The organism is Litorimonas haliclonae, from assembly GCF_965138505.1.
Classification (GTDB): Bacteria; Pseudomonadota; Alphaproteobacteria; order Caulobacterales; family Maricaulaceae; genus Litorimonas; species Litorimonas haliclonae.
The window spans coordinates 51,672-70,962 of the sequence record NZ_CBCSCO010000002.1; the positions used below are offsets into that span (position 1 = coordinate 51,672).

17 protein-coding genes, 1 tRNA gene and 1 riboswitch are annotated in these 19,291 nt (G+C 52.5%); of the genes, 7 read left to right on the top strand and 11 right to left on the bottom strand.

Annotation, left to right across the window (positions count from 1 at the left end):
* Positions 1-5 precede the first annotated feature (5 nt).
* From ACNA05_RS04315 to ACNA05_RS04355, 9 genes are all read right to left on the bottom strand, one after another.
* Positions 6-311, bottom strand: coding sequence for an ACT domain-containing protein (locus tag ACNA05_RS04315; RefSeq protein ID WP_415810170.1), 306 nt, complete (start codon positions 309-311; stop codon positions 6-8).
* Positions 304-582 carry a hypothetical protein gene (locus ACNA05_RS04320; protein WP_415810171.1) on the bottom strand — a complete coding sequence of 93 codons (279 nt, stop codon included), beginning with the start codon at positions 580-582 and terminating at the stop codon, positions 304-306. Before ACNA05_RS04320 ends, ACNA05_RS04315 begins: the two co-directional genes overlap by 8 nt.
* 806 nt (positions 583-1,388) lie before the next feature.
* On the bottom strand, positions 1,389-3,131 hold the full coding sequence (ilvG, locus tag ACNA05_RS04325) for an acetolactate synthase 2 catalytic subunit (protein WP_415810172.1): 1,743 nt from the start codon (positions 3,129-3,131) through the stop codon (positions 1,389-1,391).
* A 176-nt stretch (positions 3,132-3,307) separates the two neighbouring features.
* Positions 3,308-4,327, bottom strand: a complete 1,020-nt coding sequence (gene ilvC / locus ACNA05_RS04330) for a ketol-acid reductoisomerase (RefSeq protein WP_415810763.1) — start codon at positions 4,325-4,327, stop codon at positions 3,308-3,310.
* Positions 4,328-4,353: 26 nt separating this feature from the next.
* On the bottom strand, positions 4,354-6,036 hold the full coding sequence (gene ilvD, locus ACNA05_RS04335) for a dihydroxy-acid dehydratase (RefSeq protein ID WP_415810173.1): 1,683 nt from the start codon (positions 6,034-6,036) through the stop codon (positions 4,354-4,356).
* Positions 6,037-6,119: 83 nt separating this feature from the next.
* Positions 6,120-6,263, bottom strand: coding sequence for a hypothetical protein (locus tag ACNA05_RS04340; RefSeq protein WP_415810174.1), 144 nt, complete (start codon positions 6,261-6,263; stop codon positions 6,120-6,122).
* Positions 6,264-6,387: 124 nt separating this feature from the next.
* On the bottom strand, positions 6,388-7,533 hold the full coding sequence (gene metB, locus ACNA05_RS04345) for a cystathionine gamma-synthase (protein ID WP_415810175.1): 1,146 nt from the start codon (positions 7,531-7,533) through the stop codon (positions 6,388-6,390).
* A 23-nt stretch (positions 7,534-7,556) separates the two neighbouring features.
* A complete protein-coding gene (metX, locus tag ACNA05_RS04350; RefSeq protein WP_415810176.1) occupies positions 7,557-8,528 on the bottom strand; it encodes a homoserine O-succinyltransferase MetX in 972 nt (323 codons plus the stop codon).
* A gap of 73 nt (positions 8,529-8,601) precedes the next feature.
* Positions 8,602-8,692: riboswitch (SAM riboswitch) on the bottom strand.
* Positions 8,693-8,745: 53 nt separating this feature from the next.
* On the bottom strand, positions 8,746-9,132 hold the full coding sequence (locus ACNA05_RS04355) for a DUF983 domain-containing protein (protein ID WP_415810177.1): 387 nt from the start codon (positions 9,130-9,132) through the stop codon (positions 8,746-8,748).
* A gap of 163 nt (positions 9,133-9,295) precedes the next feature.
* Here ACNA05_RS04355 and ACNA05_RS04360 point away from each other — a divergent pair, with 163 nt between their 5' ends.
* From ACNA05_RS04360 to msrA, 4 genes are all read left to right on the top strand, one after another.
* A complete protein-coding gene (locus ACNA05_RS04360) occupies positions 9,296-10,276 on the top strand; it encodes a LysR family transcriptional regulator (protein ID WP_415810178.1) in 981 nt (326 codons plus the stop codon).
* A 59-nt stretch (positions 10,277-10,335) separates the two neighbouring features.
* Complete coding sequence (ubiE, locus tag ACNA05_RS04365; RefSeq protein WP_415810179.1) at positions 10,336-11,100, top strand: bifunctional demethylmenaquinone methyltransferase/2-methoxy-6-polyprenyl-1,4-benzoquinol methylase UbiE; 765 nt, start codon at positions 10,336-10,338, stop codon at positions 11,098-11,100.
* A gap of 84 nt (positions 11,101-11,184) precedes the next feature.
* On the top strand, positions 11,185-11,889 hold the full coding sequence (locus ACNA05_RS04370) for a YbaY family lipoprotein (protein WP_415810180.1): 705 nt from the start codon (positions 11,185-11,187) through the stop codon (positions 11,887-11,889).
* Positions 11,890-12,004: 115 nt separating this feature from the next.
* Positions 12,005-12,724, top strand: coding sequence for a peptide-methionine (S)-S-oxide reductase MsrA (gene msrA, locus ACNA05_RS04375; RefSeq protein ID WP_415810181.1), 720 nt, complete (start codon positions 12,005-12,007; stop codon positions 12,722-12,724).
* Here msrA and ACNA05_RS04380 read toward each other — a convergent pair.
* Positions 12,721-14,211 (bottom strand): ArnT family glycosyltransferase, encoded by a 1,491-nt coding sequence (locus ACNA05_RS04380; protein WP_415810182.1) that lies wholly within the window; start codon positions 14,209-14,211, stop codon positions 12,721-12,723. The two genes, msrA and ACNA05_RS04380, sit on opposite strands and share 4 nt — an antisense overlap.
* Positions 14,212-14,344: 133 nt before the next feature.
* On the opposite strand from ACNA05_RS04380, the gene murI reads away from it, so the two are divergent.
* Positions 14,345-15,169 (top strand): glutamate racemase, encoded by an 825-nt coding sequence (gene murI, locus ACNA05_RS04385; RefSeq protein WP_415810183.1) that lies wholly within the window; start codon positions 14,345-14,347, stop codon positions 15,167-15,169.
* Here the strand turns inward: murI and ACNA05_RS04390 are convergent.
* Positions 15,155-15,760 carry a YqaA family protein gene (locus ACNA05_RS04390; protein ID WP_415810184.1) on the bottom strand — a complete coding sequence of 202 codons (606 nt, stop codon included), beginning with the start codon at positions 15,758-15,760 and terminating at the stop codon, positions 15,155-15,157. The two genes, murI and ACNA05_RS04390, sit on opposite strands and share 15 nt — an antisense overlap.
* Before the next feature lie 124 nt (positions 15,761-15,884).
* Here ACNA05_RS04390 and ACNA05_RS04395 point away from each other — a divergent pair.
* Both ACNA05_RS04395 and ACNA05_RS04400 read left to right on the top strand, forming a co-directional pair.
* A tRNA-Leu gene (locus ACNA05_RS04395) sits at positions 15,885-15,968 on the top strand.
* A 216-nt stretch (positions 15,969-16,184) separates the two neighbouring features.
* Entirely contained in the window at positions 16,185-19,226 is a 3,042-nt protein-coding gene (locus ACNA05_RS04400; protein WP_415810185.1) for an L-glutamate gamma-semialdehyde dehydrogenase, read from the top strand.
* The last annotated feature ends 65 nt before the right edge of the window (positions 19,227-19,291 follow it).

A 19,291-nucleotide genomic window follows, 5' to 3' on the forward strand; every position in this document is an offset into this window, starting at 1 on the left:
TTGGATTACTCTGCGTGTTCAGCTCTTGTACGTCGTCCAACGCGCTCGGCGGAGACGACATTGTACAGTCGTTCCAGCTGTCGGCAGAGAAGGTCCAGATCATTCGGGCCGCCCGTATCCTCGACATGGACGAGCAGATCGAAACTGCCGTCCACGCGCTGCGTGCAGTGCACGTCGCGATAATCATACCCGCGCCGCTCAATCGTGCCGAGCGTGCGCAGGAGCGTGCCCTGGACGTCGTGCAGGACGGCTTTCAGCTTGCCTTGAATACCCGAAGGTTCGAAAGTTTTATCACGTTGGAGCTCAGTCATCATTTTTCTCCGAGAGTCGATGCGCGAGATAAAGGCAGATGCCGCCAAGGGTCAGACCCTGAAACATCTGAAAGCCGTAAGTTTGCGCGGCATTAAGGATGATGAAAAAGCGTTCCGTCGAAGTGGCGCTGCTATCGGTGTAAGCCTGCAGATTGCCAATTGAGGAGACCGTCGCCACCATGGTCATGACGAAGAAAATAACTCCAAAGAGAATGGCGCCAAACCCGACGATAATTAAATATTTACGAAGCATGTCTCGTTTACGTCCCATGGTTATTTCCTCTCATTTCCTGAGCGCGGCGAATTTGTGGAGTCCAACGGCAAGGTCATGGGGAGGCCTCATCGGAATATTTATCTGGGTCCCGGCGTCCGCCCAACGTTACGAGCAGTGCAGTCATCATTATTAGAAAAAAGCCTATAACAGCCGCGAGGCCGCCCGCCTTTCCGTAGAGTCCGTGAAAAAAGTACACGGAGGGAAGAAGCAGAATAAAGCCAAGCCCGAAGAGAACCGCGCCTAAAAATGCGTTCTTTCTTGAAACCGGATTGATGCAATTACGGTGTTCCATCCTACTTCTCCGCCTTCCGCTCATCCCAAACTTGATTTGGGATCCAGAGCGTGTGGCGCTCCGTTTCAGACTGGATCCCGGCCTCCGCCGGGATGAGCGGGTGTGTGTGTGTTGCATTTGGGTCACCGGGCTTTCCGAATAATAATATAGGCAATTATAGGCAAAGCGAATGCACACGCACCGATTGGAAATAGAATGAGAACAGCCCCAACATTTCGCCCTACCAGCATTACGAGTGCAGCAAATAGAAGGCACATTAAGCAAGCAGAGAATAGGAGTTTGCGCGAATGCTCGTTGCTTGGAAATGAGACCGCCTTACCTAAAAAGTAAAAGCCAAGCGCGCTCAAAACACCGAAGATTGTGATACCAAATGACCAAGCTGCAGCTTGAAGTAAGGATCCCGAGCCCATGTTCAATTCCAACTCAAATCCACCCCAAGCTAGGAGAGTGCATATCAGAAGTGCAGCGGCAGATAGAGTAAATAAGCTAGATTTGAGAACTGTTATCACCCCTACCGCTCCATCATATCGGCATTGCTTCGCCCGGGCGGGACGAGCGGCCAGACGTTTTCCGCTGTGTCGATTTTGACGTGCATGAGGACGGGACCGTCTGTGGAGAGGAGGCGGTCTATGCCGGCGTCAACCTCATCGCCGCGGGTGATGGTGAAGGCGTCTATCTGAAACGCCTTGGCGACGGCGGCGAAATCCGGATTATCGTCCAGATTTACTTCGGAATAGTTTTTTTCGAAAAAGACTTCCTGCCACTGGCGCACCATGCCGAGGGCCGAGTTATCGAGCAGAACAATTTTCAGCGGAATATCATAGCGGTTGAGCGTGGCAAGTTCCTGAATATTCATCATGATAGAGCCGTCGCCGGAAACTGTAATGACGGTTCTGTCCGGCGCGCCGAGTTTGGCCCCCAGTCCGGCGGGCAGGCCGAAGCCCATCGTCCCTAATCCGCCAGAGGTGATGTGATCTTTCGGGTCATCGAAATAACAATGCTGCGCCACCCACATTTGATGTTGCCCCACATCACAAGTTATTATGGCGCTGTCATCTGCGCGGCGGGAAAGGTCGTGCAGGAGCTTGGGCGCGTAAATTCCGCCCGTCGTCATATTGGTGATGGGCGATTTATAATCCCAGGCATGTTCCGCGCGGCGGTCATAACAGAGCTTTGTCCACTCGCTGATATCCTCATGCTCCGCGCCGTCCTTGAACGGGTCGAGCGCGGCGAGGTTTTTCTTGAGACTTCCGTCGAGACCGACTTGCACGCGCCGAAGTTTATCTATCTCCGCCACATCAATATCCAGATGGATGACCTTGGCATTCGGGGCGAAGGTATCCAGTTTTCCGGTGGCGCGGTCATCGAACCGCGCGCCCGCGACAATTAAAAGGTCACATTCCTGCACCGCGTAATTAGCGGCGCGAAGGCCGTGCATGCCGAGCATCCCCAGATAATTTGGATGATCGTTGGGCAGAGAGCCGAGGCCCTTCAGGGTCGAGACAACGGGAATCTGCGTGCGCTCGACCAGATCACGGATTTCCTGAACGCCGTCGCCTTGGGCGATGCCGCCGCCGATATAGAAAAGCGGTTTCTTTGCATCGCGCATTAATTGCTCCGCCGCGGCAATATCTTTGCTTTTGCCCATTTCGGGCTTCTGTTTGGGATAAGGCCGCCAGCGATGACGCTCTGTCGTGAGCGCGTTGGCGACATCTTTCGGAAGGTCAATCAGAACAGGGCCGGGGCGGCCTTCGCCTGCGATAAAATAGGCTTCGGCCACCATGCCCGGAATATCGGCTGGGTCGCGGGCGATATAGCTGTGTTTGACAATCGGCAGGGTAATGCCGAAAATATCGACTTCCTGAAACGCGTCCGTGCCGATGAGGTTTGTCGCGACCTGACCGGTGACAAAAACAACTGGAACCGAGTCGAGATAAGCTTCGGCAATGGAGGTGACGAGATTGGTTGCGCCGGGGCCGGATGTCGCGAAAGCCGTCCCCGTTCGCCCGGTGGCGCGCGCATAGCCAATCGCGGCCATGCCGCATCCCTGTTCATGGCGGCAGAGAATGTGACTCAGCTGAGGCACACGCGGCAAGACGTCGTAAACCGGCATAATTGCGCCGCCGGGATAGCCGAAAATAGTTTCCACGCCTTGCGCGGCAATCGATTCCAGCAAGAGCTGCGCGCCGGATTTCGGCTCGCGGTCTTCGAGGATTTCGGCTCTCTGTGTGTCAAATTGCATGGCTGTGGTCATGATTTCTATCCCATAACTTTCCTCCCCCGCTTGCGGGGGAGGTGGGCGGCGAAGGCCGCTCGGAGGGGGGAGCTACACATAATTAAGGTGAGCGTAATACGCTCCCCCCATCCCCGCTTTGCGGGACCTCCCCCGTAAACGGCGGAAGATTTATTATCGTGCGTCGCTCCCATTCGTTAGTTCTTATCTTTATCGACGATCTTATTAGCGCCGATCCAAGGCATCATTTCGCGAAGTTTGCCGCCGACCTGCTCAATGGAATGGGCTTCCATATTGCGGCGGCGGGCTGTCATGGACGGGTATCCCATCGCGCCTTCGAGAATGAAATTCTTGGCGTATGTGCCGTCCTGGATATCTTTCAGACATTTCCGCATCGCTTCGCGGGACTGCTCATTGATGACGCCTTCGCCGGTGGTGTATTCCCCGAATTCCGCATTGTTCGAGATGGAATAATTCATATTCGCAATGCCGCCCTCATACATCAGATCGACGATGAGTTTTAATTCATGCAGACATTCGAAATAGGCCAGCTCGGCAGGATAGCCGCCCTCGACCAAAGTCTCATACCCCATTTTGACGAGCTCGACCGCGCCGCCGCAAAGAACGGCTTGTTCCCCAAACAAATCGGTTTCGGTTTCGTCCTTGAATGTTGTGTGGATGATGGCCGTCCGTCCGCCGCCAATGGCAGAGGCATAGGACTTGGCGATCTCAATCGCCGCGCCGCCATTGGCGTCTTGTGCAACGGCGATAAGATCTGGAATGCCGCGGCCGTTTTTGAACTCATTCCGAACCGTATGACCCGGAGCTTTCGGGGCGATCATGATAACGTCCAAGTCGCGGCGGGGAACGATTTGTCCGTAATGAACGGCAAAGCCGTGACCAAAAGCAATCGCTGCGCCTTCTTTAATATTCGGCTCGATATCTTCGCGGTAAATGCGCGCCTGATGCTCATCAGGGGTGAGAACCATAACAACGTCTGCCCCTTTCACGGCGTCAGCAGTGGCTTTGCTCTCAAGCCCTGCGGCTTTGACTTTTTTATTGGTCGCGCTCTCAGGGCGAAGGCCGACAACAACATCCACGCCGGAGTCTTTCAGGTTTAGCGCATGGGCATGACCTTGGGAGCCAAAGCCAAGAACAGCGACTTTCTTTTTCTTGATAATTTCAAGGTCGCAGTCTTTGTCGTAAAATATTTCGATACTCATAGTTGATAATCCCGGTTTAATTAATTGGAGAAAGGAAAGGAGGTGACGGCGCCTTTGGAGGCGGAGCCGACAAGCCGCGCGAATTTGGCATAAGCGCCGCTAGGGTATTTCGGGGTCGGCGGAGTCCAGACCTTTGACCGGGCCTGTAAATCCGCCTCGACATTGATGGTTTGTGCCTCGACATCAATCGTGACTTTGTCTCCGTTTTGAACAAAGGCAATAGGCCCGCCATGGGCTGCCTCGGGCGCGACGTGCCCAATCACGAAGCCGTAGCTGGCGCCGGAGAAGCGTCCGTCCGTGATAAGCGCAACATGGTCGGCAAGATCCTGTCCAACGAGGGCGGCGGTCACGCCGAGCATTTCGCGCATTCCCGGTCCGCCTGCAGGGCCTTCATTACGGATAATGATAACGTCGCCCTTTTTGATGCCGTTATTCTGCACGACATCGAAGCATTCTTCTTCGGATTCGAAAACGCGTGCGGTGCCTTCAAAGAAGAGCGCGCCGTGGCCGGCGAGTTTGACCACACAGCCTTCGGGCGCGAGATCGCCATAGAGTATGCCGTAACCGCCGCGGGATTTCACCGGATTGTCAAAAGTGAGAACGACGTCCTGACCTTCGGTTTCCCGGGCATCGACAATCTCTTCAAACAGGCTCCGGCCTGTCACGGTCGGGCTGTCCTCTATGCGTCCGTCTTCGACCAAACGTTGACCAATCAATGCTGAACCGCCGGCTTCGTGCAGGTCAAACGCCATATATTTGCCGCCGGGCTTGAGATCCCCGATGACTGGGGTGGTTCGCGAAATGGTATCAAAGGCGTCGATTTTGAAATCTTTGACTTCGGCTTCCGTCGCGATCGCCAGTAAATGCAAAATCGCATTGGTGGACGCGGCCGTGGCAGAAAGCGCAATTGCCGCATTCATCAGCGACGTATGCGTGATCATGTCTCGCGGCAGGCGGTTTTCTTTAACGCAATCCACAACGATTTGTCCGGCGCGGTAGGCGGCTTTATTCTTTTCTTCGTCCACGGCAGGAATATCGTTTGTTCCCATCGGGGAAAGGCCGAGAAAGGTCATCGCCATAGCCATGGAATTTGCGGTAAATTGTCCGCCGCACGCGCCGGCGCCGGGGCAGGCCGCTTTTTCGATATCCTTTAATTCCTCATCATCAATAAGGCCCGCCGCGCAGGCGCCGACGGCTTCGAAGACGTCTTGAACGGAGAGGTCTTTGCCTTTGTGGTGTCCGGGCATGATGGAGCCGCCGTAAAGCACGACGCCCGGAACGTTCATACGCGCGAGCGCCATGCCGGCGGCCGGAATAGTTTTATCGCACCCCACCAAAATGATAACGCCGTCAAGGCTGTGACCTTTGACGGCGAGTTCGATAGAATCTGCAATGACTTCGCGCGACATTAAACTGGCGCGCATGCCTTCACTACCCATCGTTATCCCGTCAGAAACGGCGATCGAATTGAAATCTACGGGGGTGCCACCGGCCGCGCGAATGCCGGCGCGAACCGGAACGGCGAGCTTGTCGAGATCCATATTGCACGGGCCCATATTGGTCCATGTATTAAAGACGGCGATGATCGGGCCTTCGAAATTTTCATCATCCATGCCGGAGGCCCGGAGCATGGCGCGCGCGGCGGCGCGACTAGGGCCCTTAACAATCGCGTCGCTGCGCTTTGTGTCACCTTGTTTCGTCATAATTTCGTTTTATCTCACCAATTTATACGCAATAAAAAACCCGCTCTGGTCGGAGCGGGTGATATCTAGAATTTATCCTTATTCTAAAACCCGCTCGCAACTCCGCTAATGAGCAGCACCACCACTAAAGATAGGAGAAGCAGACCAACAGACGGCAGATCGTTCACGCTAAGGTCTTGCGTGGCAACTTTGACTTTCGGGTCGTTCTGATTGTGAAAGGCTGTCATAATATCCTGCTTGAATTCGGTATTTTCTTTAGGTTAAAGCGGGGGAAGGCTCAAGGGGAAATTTTGCTTCGGGCTTTGCGAAAATATGGCATGAGGCGCATAATTGTGCTCTATATAAGGTAAATCACGCAAAAGAATTCTTTAGCGCGTTAATTAGGTCCGCTTCCGCCTCCATTCCCACTGATAAACGCAATAATCTATCAGTGATGCCTGCCTTCAGCCGCGCCTCTTCCGCCATACCTCGATGGGTCATGGTGGAGGGTTGGCATATAAGGCTTTCTACTCCGCCAAGGGAGGCGGCAAGCTGGAAAATTTCAATGGAATTAAGGATTTTAGACGCTGTTGCTGTGTCCTGAACTTCAAAAGACAACATCGCGCCGGGACCGGATTGCTGCGCCTTCATAAGTTTGTGGCCGGGGTCAGATCGCAGGCCTGGATAATAGACTTTGGTCACAGCTTTATGTTTTTGCAGGAATTTGGCAATGGCTTGTGCATTGCTCTCTTGAATGTCCATCCGGGCAGAAAGGGTACGAAGGCCGCGTAAGGTCTGCCAGCTATCAAAAGGCGATCCGGTAACGCCAGAACAATTCGCCCACCATTCCAGTATCTCGCCTTGTTCTCCTGTTTTGGCAATCACGGCTCCGCCGACCACATCGCTATGACCATTGAGATATTTGGTGGTGGAATGAACAACGATATCACAGCCAAGTGCCAGAGGCTGCTGCCGCACGGGAGACAGAAACGTATTATCGGCCACAACGATTGCGCCGAAGGCTTTAGAGAGCTTGGCAATTTTGGCGACATCCACCAGGCGCATAAGCGGGTTGGAGGGCGTTTCGATCAAGACCATGGCGGGTTTTTCATCGAGCGCTTCATGCAAGGCGTCAGGGTCGGATTGATCAATAAACAGAACCCGAATACGGCCCTGCTCGGCGCGATGGGTCAAAAGTCGGTGCGTGCCGCCATAACAATCATGCGGCGCGATGATCAGATCGTCCGCTTTTATCAGGTTGAGACAAAGGTCTATCGCCGACATGCCGGAAGAGGTAATCGTTGCCGCCGCCCCGCCTTCCAGCGCCGCCAGCGCTCTGGCCAGACCGTCGCGATTGGGATTATTCGTCCGCCCGTAATCATAAGGCCCTTTTTCTTCCACGCTCGGCCATAGATAGGTGGAGGTGGTATAAAGCGGCGGCACGACCGAGCGGAACGCTGGATCCGCGCCGATCTCGGCCTGAACGATTTGGGTTTGAAGGTCGGGTTTATTTTTCATGATCGATTTTCGCTTTATCTTAATCAAACCAAATTCTTACAAAAGGCCTCAAGCCGCGGGCTCATCGCGTCATATTCTTTCAGGAAGGCATCATGGCCGTAGAGGCTGGTAAAGGTAAAGAGCTCGCTGGGCCCGGCGAGGCGGTCGCGGAGTTCGCGCATATCGGGCAGGGGGGCGAGTTGATCTGAAATCGCTGTCATCAGCAGAGTCGGCGTGGTGATGTTTTCAGGCTCTACCCGGTGGAGATCGACAGATTCAGAAAGCGCCAGAAATCGCCGCGCGTCCATATCCTGCGCAAAGACATCTCCGCGCGACCCGAGATAATCACAAATATCGAAACTAAACGGGTTGCGCCCTGTTTCGCTGAGAGCAAAGCGGTCGGCAAATTCTTCGGGCGTGCGGTAAGTCGTCATGGCGAGCTCGCGGGCGAGCTTCAGTCCGGCTTCGGGCTTTCCTGCGTCCAGTCCCAGTCTGACAACGCGGCGCTGAATGCCGCGCCAGCCCACGCCGATGGGGTAAGGTTTGTGCGCGGCGCCGATAATACAGAGGTTCTCCACCCAATCGGAATGGTTCTGCGCCAAAGCAAGTGAGCACATACCGCCATAAGAGGAGCCGATCATGGCTTTCGCTGGGCCGAGGTTTTTGGCTTTTAGGAGATCGACAATCCGTTTGGCTTGATCACTCGTTGTGATCGTCTCTGGGCAATCCAGCCCACCTTTTCCGGGGGCGAAATCCACACCGAGTACGTGGAGTTTATTTAAATCAATCGCGCCGCCTCTGCGGACGAGCTTGGACCACCACCCGCGGTTTAGCTTTCCACCATCGGCGACAAATCGCGTGGCGGAAATGCCGCCCAAGACGATAAGTAACGGCCCGTCAGGGTTGCCATAAAACCGGCCCTGCACAACATCATTTTTCATATCGCAGCCGCGCTCCAAACTGACCCGGCCGCGTTCAAAGGTTATGTCTTCAATGGGATGCGTCTGCGGTGCCATAAGGCCCAATCCTACTGTTTTCGGGCCAGTCTGCAATCAAAAGGGGAATAAAACGAGGGCGGGGAGCCACTTCGTCTCATCTTCCGACTTTCGCCGCAGGATTTGGCACCTTCTGGGTTGCCCCGACGTCAAAGGGCCTGTCCCTCGGTCGGTCTTGATGAGTAAGGTCGATATGAGGGCCTAGAACGGCGGCGTCAAGAATTATTCAAAGCGAGGTCTAGCCCTGCTGGGCTTCCATCCGGTTCCACCAGACAAGCGCCATGAACAAGCCTTTGAAGGAAGGCAGGCTAAGCAGAGAAATGAGGGCCGCAATTGCGATTAGAGCAGACGTCGTTATCCAGTTTGCGATAGGCGCGTCGAAAAAGAAGAAATGATAGACGACAACAATCACATGCGCCGAAAGGGTCATGGATGCCCAGGCTGGGGCGAGATCTGCGCGAACCGTATCCCACTTTTTATCGCAATTAGAGCAATTATGAACGGGTTTCAGGTAACTCTGGAAAAGGCGTCCTTGGCTACAGCGGGGGCATTTCAACAAAGCACCGCGGCTAAGAGCGGACCAAAGAGTGTTCGGAAAATTATCTTTAAACTTAGAATGCGACATGGGCGTTATATAGGGGGCGGAGACTGTAAGCGCTAAGTTAAAAGGCAGCCTGCGGCGATATGGCCGCGACATGAACGTTAGGTGTAGCTTTTAAAAGCTGCAGCGGGTCATAAAAATCTGCATAGAATTGACTTGCCTCGTTCATATCTGTAAGTTGGTGCCCATGAAAAACTGGTCTGATTACCCTATTTTACTTGCTGTCGCTGAGGTCGGGAGTTTGACTGCTGCGGGGAAGAAACTAGGCATGAGTCAACCGACAGTTGGCCGGCGGATTAGAGCTCTAGAAGATCACTTTAAAACGCCGCTCTTGCGGCGTGAAGACGGCGTATTAGTGCCGACCCGATTTGGTCAATCCATGTTGGACCATATTCGGCGTATGCAGGACGAAGCGTCTGCGATTGACCGTAGCTCGGCGACTTTGGAAGACTCGCTGTCTGGGGTTGTTCGGCTCTCCGCTACGGAAGGGATTGGGACAGCTTGGCTCCCCGGCGTTATCCAAAGGTTTCGAGGCGAACATCCGGATATTTTAATTGATCTAGGAATTGGGTTTAGAGATTTCAACTTGGCTCAGCGAGAGGCGGATATCGCTTTACGTTGGGAAAGTCCGGGCGAGCAAAATTCTTTGATTGGCCGTAAAGTCGCAAAAGTCTCTTTCGGATTTTACGCCTCATCTGATTACATCAAACAGTATGGGCAACCGAAAAACTTGGAAGAGATTGCCGATCATGACGGGATAATGGCCAATATCATGGACGGGAAGCAGCTCTGGCTTCGCGACGGCGATGAAGTTATTTTTCCGCCAAAGCGCGTGACCTTTCAAACGAATTCCATCTGGGCGTTCGGAGAGGCGTTGGAGCACGGCTATGGAATTGGGATGGAATCGTTGTGTGGTCGTGACACGCATCGCCGCAAAGACTTACAACGCGTTTTGCCGGATATTACGCCCACCGAAGATCTATATCTCGTCGCGCATCAGGATTTACGCCGATCTACACGAATTAGGGCTGTTTTCGATTTTCTGGTGAAAGCTTTTAAGCAGGATCAGGAGTATTTTAAAACAGGTGGACGTTCCGCGTTTGATCACGAACCGGGTAAGGGCACTGAACCCTCCAAGGCAGCACGCCTCGTAGATGCGGCAGAATAGCTTAGCCTAAGAGGTATCAAACGCTAGCTTTGCCTAGCGCAGGCTGATAAAACTGCTGCATGAGCGAAAAAACCATAGATTTCGGATTTGAAGAAATTCCTGAGAGTCAGAAGGCCTCGCGGGTGCGCGGCGTTTTTGATTCAGTTGCGGGGAATTATGATCTGATGAATGACGCGATGAGTATGGGGATTCATCGCGTTTGGAAAAATATGACAATTGCCAAGCTTAACCCCCAGCCGGAAGAGGTTTTACTGGACGTCGCCGGCGGGACCGGAGATTTGGCTCGACGCTTCATTCAAGCCGCTGAAATGGTTCGCTCTCGGCGCGGCGGAGCGGCAGCGAGCGCGATTATTTGTGATGTTAATGCACAAATGCTTCTAGCCGGAATAGACCCTAAAAAAGACGCTGGCATGGATTTGTCACGCGTGTGCGGAGACGCCCAAAACCTGCCATTCCCGGACGCTCAATTTGACGCGGTTACAATTGCCTTTGGCATTCGTAACGTAACAGATCGAGATATGGCCCTGCGCGAATTCCTCAGAGTATTGAAACCCGGAGGCCGCTTGGCTGTGCTCGAATTTTCGACCCCACCAACTAAATGGTTGCGGGATTTCTATGACGCTTATTCCTTTTCCGTTATACCGAGACTGGGACAAGCGCTGGCTAAAGATCGAGATAGCTATCAATATTTGGTGGAATCCATTCGTCGTTTCCCCAAACAGGCGCAATTTGCAGAAATGGTGAAACAGGCAGGCTTTAGCCGCGTGTCCTATGAAGATTATAGCGGAGGTATCGCTTCTCTGCATACCGGGTGGAAAATCTGATACACGCTGTCTCGGAATGCGGGAACGTTTTCCCGCGTTACAAGTAAATAAAATTGAATTTATTTGTAACTTTTGGAGTTCTCCATGCACCTCTTAAAATCTGCTTTGCCAGTGCTTATCTTATTTGGCGGCTTAGCTGGGTGTACGGAGGCAACTAACACGCCCTCTGAAGCTTCTGACTCAGTAGAGGCGCAAGCCGAAATGAAAGAGGTTACAGGTCAAATCAGCTATCGCGAACGCATTGCTTTACGTCCCCGCGCCGTTGCAGAAATCGAGTTGCAAGATATCTCCGTAGCCGATCGCGCCGCGCCCGTTTTGGAAAAACAAATCATTGAGCTTGACGGACAACAAGTTCCAGTGAACTTCAAATTAAGTGTGGACCCGAGGGAATTAGAGCCAAGGGGTCGCTATTCAATTCGAGCTGCCATTAATGACGGCAATGATCGTTTATTATTTACAACGGACACAGTCCACCTGGTTGAGCCGGGACCGGAAGATGTAGACTTGGGCCTCCTTATTTTACGCCAAAATGCGACCGCGCCCGAAGGTGAGGAAAGCGAAGGTATGAGAGTCTATAGTTGCGGCGACACAAATGCAGCGATTATGCCCGGGGAAGATATGATCCAGCTGAAAGTCGACGGCGTATCTTATGATCTTCCACGAATTCCTTCGGCGTCGGGTGAGAAATACCAAGCTGATATTGACTCGCAAACCATCATGTTTTGGTCGAAAGGCGAGACAGCCTTGATGAAGATCGGAGAAACGTCTTATCCGGAATGCCGATCATAAACGATAAAGCTTAAATGCTAAGTTAATGGGTTGAGAATGAAACGGCTAAGACCTCGTTATTATCGTAACGCCAGTGTGATTGGTGTGTGAGCCTATTCTATGGGAAAAGCAACATATGAATAAAACAGCCTTATATATTACATCTCTCGCCATTTCTTTAGCTCTGATGGCCTGCTCTGCTGCGGAAAGCCAAGTTGAAACCGAATCGGCTCCGACCGAGGCGACAGCCGAACCCACATCCCAAATGAATGAGTCTGAAGTCATGGCTGATGACACCATGGCCAATGACGCTATGCAGGAAGGCGGGATGAAAACGGCCGTTCTCGCGGGCGGGTGTTTTTGGTGCGTGGAAGCGGACTTTGAAAAACTGGACGGCGTTAGCGAAGTGGTGTCAGGCTATACAGGCGGGACGACGGCCAACCCAACTTATGAGGAAGTGACCTATAACAATACGGGTCATTACGAGGCGGCCGAGATTTACTATGATCCATCCGTCGTCTCATATGACGACTTACTGGATTATTACTGGAAAACGATCGATCCGACAGATGCCAATGGGCAGTTTTGTGACCAGGGCGATAGCTACCGCACGGCGATATTTGCCACACCGGAACAAGAGGCTGCGGCGGAAGCCTCTCTGGCGGATATCAAGCAGACCAAACCGTTTGACGCGCCGATTGTCACTCCCGTGAAAGAGCTTGGCGAGTTTTACAAAGCCGAAGACTATCATCAGGATTATTACAAAAAGAGTAGCCTGAAATATAAATTCTATCGGACTCGATGTGGCCGCGATGGTCGCCTCGAAGACCTTTGGGGCGAAGTCGTCACGGATTAACGCGATCTGACTGTCGATGGCGGGGTATAACCATATCCCGCCCAGACATTGAGCTGCCGACGCTTGCCGCCGCCCAGATCAATATCTATCGGCTCGAGCGGAACGAGCCTTTCAAAATCCTCATAATATAAGTCATCCCGGCCTTTATAATAAGTGATGAGAAGGACAGGCCTTTCTGTGCGCGTTAAAGGGTGTGTCATCTCCGCATGATTGCCGGGCGCGGGCGAGAGTTTCCAAATGGAAAGCGGCGCTGTCTCATTTAGTCCATAATAAAGCGTATCATAGAATATCAGGCGGTTATCGGTTGCGACGCCGCTAAACTCATTTCCCTCATGCCCCTGGGCGTAGATTTTCTCGATGACGCGGACGGTTTCGGGCCAGGCGCGGGATCGCTTGACTGAATTGGCCAATCCAATCGCATTCGCCCAAACCGGAACGGTCAAAGCAATTCCGGCGATAATCATAACCGCGCTTTGTCCGGCCAATCCAATTTTCAAGCCTGTCATAAGCCTGGGCCTCGACGCGGCATATAGCGCCACAATAATTGGCGACGCGATATAGGCGGTGGCGGCCCAATTTGCATTGGCGCGTGATAAGAGAGCCTCAAGAGAGATAACGATAAGCGGCAGGACGGCAAGCCCCGCAATCCAGCGCCCTAAGACCGGAAGTTGTTTCCACTTAAATAAGGCAATGATTAGAACCGGAAAAGCGATGGGGCCGAAGACGCCTAACTGGCTGACCCAAAAGGTCAGCAATTCAAGGGGGTTGAGGAGCGGGCCGGACAGATTTGCATTCTCCGCCGTATGCGCCAGAGTCGCGAAATCATGATTTAAATTCCAGATTATATTGGGAAGAAACAGAGCGGCGGCCAAAGCGCCTGCGGCAAATCCCTTAAATCCCAAAAGCGCCTGGCGCGTTTTACCATCAAACAAAACCGCAAGTCCCAAAACAGGTACAAAAAACAGCATGGCATATTTGGCAAGCAGACCGAACCCGACGGCGAGGCCAAGCTGCAACGCTCTCGACCAGCTCGGTGCGTCCCGCAAATAAACCCAGGCATTCAGAGCCAGAGCCCAGCACAGGAGCAGGGGCACATCCGTGCTGATAAGGGTCGAGGAGAGCCAAACACCCGGCATGAACAGATAAAAACATGCGGCCCAAAATCCCGTTCTGGCGTCAAAGGCTTTGCAAGCCGTAACAAAGATGATCCAGCAGGTTAGGCTGTGCAGCAGGGCGGAAGGCAGTCGGATGGCCCATTCAGCCTGTCCGAAAACAGACGTAAACAGAGCAATAATCCACGCAATGAGAGGCGGTTTGGAAAAATACCCCCAATCCAGATTACGCGACCACGCCCAATATTGCGCCTCATCGCCATGCAGATTAAGCGGAGACGCCACCATCAAGGCCCAGCGCAGGGCCAGCGTTCCGACAATCAGAAGCAAGAGCCATTGCCTGTATGAGGTATTTTTTAAAGGCGAAGCCGACATGAGGGCGCTATGCCTTGGATATTCCGTAAAATAAACTCACTTTCGCTGACATTCCCTTTCACGCTAAGACTTTATTGACTTCGGCAACGCAAAACATAACGCCAAAGGATGAAATGAGGCTCGGAAGGGATGAATGCGCCCAGAACATCAGACATATGAGAGGCACCGGGCCCTGGTATTTGATTCCGGAGTCGGGGGACTTTCTGTCGTGGGCGAAATACGTAACCGTCTGCCCGATCTGGCGCTGGATTATGTGGCCGATGATGCCTTTCGGCCCTACGGCGAAAAATCGGAAGCGGAGCTGACGGGCCGCCTTCCGGGCTTGCTGGCGACGCTTGCCGAAATGACGTCTCCGGACTGTATTGTCATCGCTTGCAACACGGCGTCTGTTACGGCTCTGGAGGTTATAAGAGCCGAGATCGATATACCGGTCATAGGCGTGGTTCCGGCGATAAAGCCGGCCGCGGCCTGGTCGCGCACCGGCACAATTGGCGTGTTAGGAACGCCCGGAACCGTCCGCCGGAAATATGTCGGCGGTCTCATTCAGCACTTTGCTGGGGATTGTCAGGTGGTCTTGCAGGGATCAGTCAATCTTGTGGAGATGGCGGAACGCAAGCTGGCAGGGGAGTCGATAGACTTAAATGATATACGCCGCGAAATCGCGCCGCTCTTTGAAGGCCGCGAAGGGGCCGATATCGACGCCGTGGTTCTGGCCTGCACGCATTTCCCCTTATTGCGCGAAGATCTTCAGCGGGCGGCCCGGCAGACAGTTCGGTGGATTGACAGCGGCGCGGCCATTGCCAAGAGAGTTGATGTCATTCTAAATTCGATCGAAAAACAAAAGCGAACCGTGCGGGCAGATACTGCTTTTCTAATCGGTCCCGTAGCGGAAACAAATCGGAAGGCAGCGTTCCAGTCTTTCGGGTTTGACCAAATAGTTGGACTAGTGCCCGGATAAAGATTTATATCCAAACCACGCGGCCATCAGCAAAATGAACACGCCGATGGTAAAGAGACCAAAATGTTTTTTCATGAGTTCTTCGGCCTTTCCGCCGAAGGCCCGGACAATTCCTGCAACCGCGAAAAACCTTAAAGAGCGGGCCAATACACTGGCCGCCAGAAAGACGCCGAAATTAATCGGAACGGCTCCGCTCATGATCGTAATGACCTTATAGGGGAAAGGGGTCAGCCCGGCCCCAAAAACCCAAAGGGCGCCGTTCTCATTAATATTTTGCCGGAAGTCTTGCATTTGAGTAGTTTTTCCCAAGGCTTCCAAGACAGGTTGAGCAAGCGTTTCAAAAAACATCAGTCCGATCAGATACCCAAAGACACCGCCCAGAATTGAAAAAAAGGCCGCCGTAGCTGCAATTTTCCACCATTTCTTGGGTTCGGCCTGCACCATGGGAATAACCATGACGTCTACAGGAACAGGGAAAAACGAGCTTTCGGCGAAAGAAACTATAGCCAATGCAGGCATTGCCCGGGGATGACGCGCTAGCGCCTTTGTCGCTTCATACCAGCGATCCAGAAATGCAAAATGACCTTTCATCGTGCGCGGCCTATACAGTAGACTTTAATACCATGTATATGGCCAAAATGGTTGACGACTGAAAAAGCGCAGCTATGTTGCGCGCCTTACCAAAGGGCTCCTATCCAAAGGAGCCGAATGAAATGCGGGTGTGGCGGAATTGGTAGACGCGCGGGATTCAAAATCCCGTTCCTTTGGAGTGTCGGTTCGATTCCGACCACCCGTACCATTTTTAAACAATTTAGTCTTTACTGATGTCTGCGTTAGACTGGAGTATGGCGTCCAGCCTAGCTTTAACATAAATTATTCCACTGTTCTAATTTTGGAACAAATTCCCGTTCTCATACTAATTAAGAAACTACCTTGTCTGTAGACTTCGCTTTACAGCTCTCATTTATGCGGCTCTATCTTGATCCGACCACACACATATTATTGGAAACCATATATGACTACATTATTCTCTTATTGGCCTGAAGGACTGGACGCCATAACCGCGGATAAATTTAAATCCGAAGACAAGGTTATAACGGAGCTTTTAGAGAAAATTGACCTCACTGATGCGCAATATGCGGATATTTACAGTGAAGCCGAGGACATGGTTAAGTTGTCCCGAACTCGAAAAAAAGACCGGTCAATGCTCGATGCTTTCATGTCTGAATACGGCCTCGGGAATGAAGAGGGTATTGCGCTTATGTGTTTGGCGGAGGCGCTTTTGCGGGTACCGGATGCGGAAACACGCGACGCGTTAATTGGCGACAAACTTTCGCCTTATGATTGGGGCAAGCATTTGGGTAAGGCCGATACAGTCTGGGTCAATGCCTCGACTTGGGGTCTGCTTTTAACAGGCCGTGTCACAGGACTGTCCGAAGAATTCAGAACGACGCCAACAAACGTTATTTCCAAACTCACCAATCGCCTCGGTGAACCCGTAATCCGAAACGCTGTGATGAACGCTATGCGCATGATGGGCCAGGAATTTGTACAGGGTCAGACAATCAAGCGCGCTATTAAAAATGGGCGAAAAAGATTTGGAGACAAGCAAGGCTACTCCTTTGACATGTTGGGCGAAGCGGCCCGGACACAGGAAGATGCCAAACGCTATCTTGAAGCCTATAAAAACGCGCTGGAAGTCATTGGCGCGGATGTTGCCAAAGGCAAGGCCCGGCAGGGTATTTCGGTCAAGCTCTCCGCTCTTTCTCCTCATTATCACGTCAGTCACTGGAATAGTGCGGTACCTGAAATTGGCGATCTGGTTCTTGATCTGGCCAAGCGGGCGGTTGAATTGGGCGTGGACATAACACTGGACGCCGAAGAGGCAGACCGCCTGGAAATTTCTCTGGCCATATTTGATTATGTGGCCAGAAAGCTCGATTCCGGCGGGAGAGCGCGATTTGGACTGGCTATTCAGGCCTTTGGCCGCCGCGCCCCAAAAGTTATAGATTTCATAGCAGATCTGGGACGGGAACTGGAGAAACGCTTCCATATCCGTCTGGTCAAAGGGGCGTACTGGGATACAGAAATTAAACTGGCACAAGCAGGCAATCATCCGGACTTCCCTGTCTTTACCCGAAAGCCCAATACCGATGTGGCGTATCTGGCGTGCGCGCAGCAAATCATGGAAAATCGCGACGTCTTCTTTGGGCAATTCGCGACGCATAATGCCCATACAATTGCGGCCGTTATGGCGATGGCCGGAGACAATGCGGACAAATTCGAATTTCAGCGTCTCTTCGGCATGGGCGATATCGTCTATAGCTCTGCTAAATCAACCTATGAGAACATGCCGCCGGTCAGAATTTATGCACCAGTTGGAGGGCACAAAGACCTTTTGGCCTATCTGGTAAGGCGACTTTTGGAAAACGGTGCGAACAGCTCCTTTGTCAATAAATACTTAGACCCGGATGTGCCGATTTCAGAGGTTGTTCGCGACCCTGTGGCCCGTGTCAAAGAGTTCGACTCGATTGCGCATACGTCAATTTTACGCCCAAACGATATTTTCCTGCCCGAGCGGGAAAACTCCTCTGGTCTGGATTTGTCTTGGAAACCGCATTTGGAAAAGGTCCAAGAAGCGCTGGATAAAGAGCTTCCGGAAGCGCCGAAAGATGCGACTGAGAAGGATATCGATAAGGCGTTTGAAAAGGCAGATAAGGCTTACTTCGACTGGCAGGCTCGCCCCGTAAAGGATCGGGCCGACATGTTAGTTGTCACAGCGGATTTGCTTGAAAAGCATAAAACAGAATTGATGAATATCCTCATCAAGGAGGCCGGAAAAAGCTGGTCGGACGCGAATGACGAAGTTCGTGAGGCCGTGGACTTCTGCCGCTATTATGCGGCGCAGGCTCGGAAGATGATGAGTGAGCCGATAGACCTTCCGGGACCTGTCGGGGAAACCAATCAGCTTTCCTATGGCTCTCGCGGAACATTCGTCTGCATTAGTCCGTGGAACTTCTCTTTGGCTATTTTCACCGGCCAGATCGCTGCGGCTCTGGTTGTCGGGAATTGCGTCCTCGCCAAACCGGCGGAGCAGACGCCGCGAATTGCCCAAAGAACAACCGAGCTTTTCTATGAGGCCGGCATCCCAAATGAAGTGCTGAGTCTGATTGTCGGAGACGGTAAAATTGGGGGGTATCTGACGGCGCATGATGGTGTGGACGGCGTTGCCTTTACCGGCGGGACAAATACGGCCGGACTAATTAACAAGACGTTGGCAGATAAAGAAGGCGCCATTATCCCGCTCATTGCCGAAACAGGCGGTCAGAACTGTATGATCGTGGACGGAACGGCCTTGCCCGAACAAGTTACGGATGATGTCATTAGTTCAGCCTTTCTCAGCGCCGGTCAGCGTTGCTCGGCAACACGCGTCCTGTATGTTCAGGCCGATATTGCAGACCGGGTCATTAAAATGATCAAGGGCGCCATGGACGACCTGGTGGTTGGAAATACCGAATCTCTGAGTACGGATGTCGGGCCCGTCATTGACGAGAAAGCGCAAAACGCGCTTAATGGCCATATCGAAAAAATGAAGGCTTCGGGCCGCCCGTGGCACGCTTCTCCCTATCCGAAAACTCCGACGGACGGAACCTTCGTTGTCCCGCACATGTTTGAAATCGACTCCATAGACGATCTGGAAAAAGAACATTTTGGCCCCATTCTTCATGTCGTTCGCTTTAAAGCCAAAGAGGTTTCCAAAACGCTCGAAGAGGTCTTCTCAACTGGTTACGGCCTGACTTTCGGTATTCATACGCGAATTGAAAACCGCTGGAAAATGCTCGCGAAACGGGCTTTGGTCGGAAATGTTTATGTGAACCGGAACATGGTAGGCGCTATTGTGGGATCGCAGCCTTTCGGGGGGCAGGGACTGTCAGGGACCGGTTTCAAAGCAGGCGGACCAAACTACCTATTGCGGTTCATGACCGAGAAATCTCTAAGCGTGAATACCACCGCGTCCGGAGGCAATGCCGCCTTGCTGAACCTTGAGAGCATTTGAATTTATGACAATCATACCTACTTATAGCCTGTGAATAAATTCCTTGCTTTAGGGGTTTGTTCTTG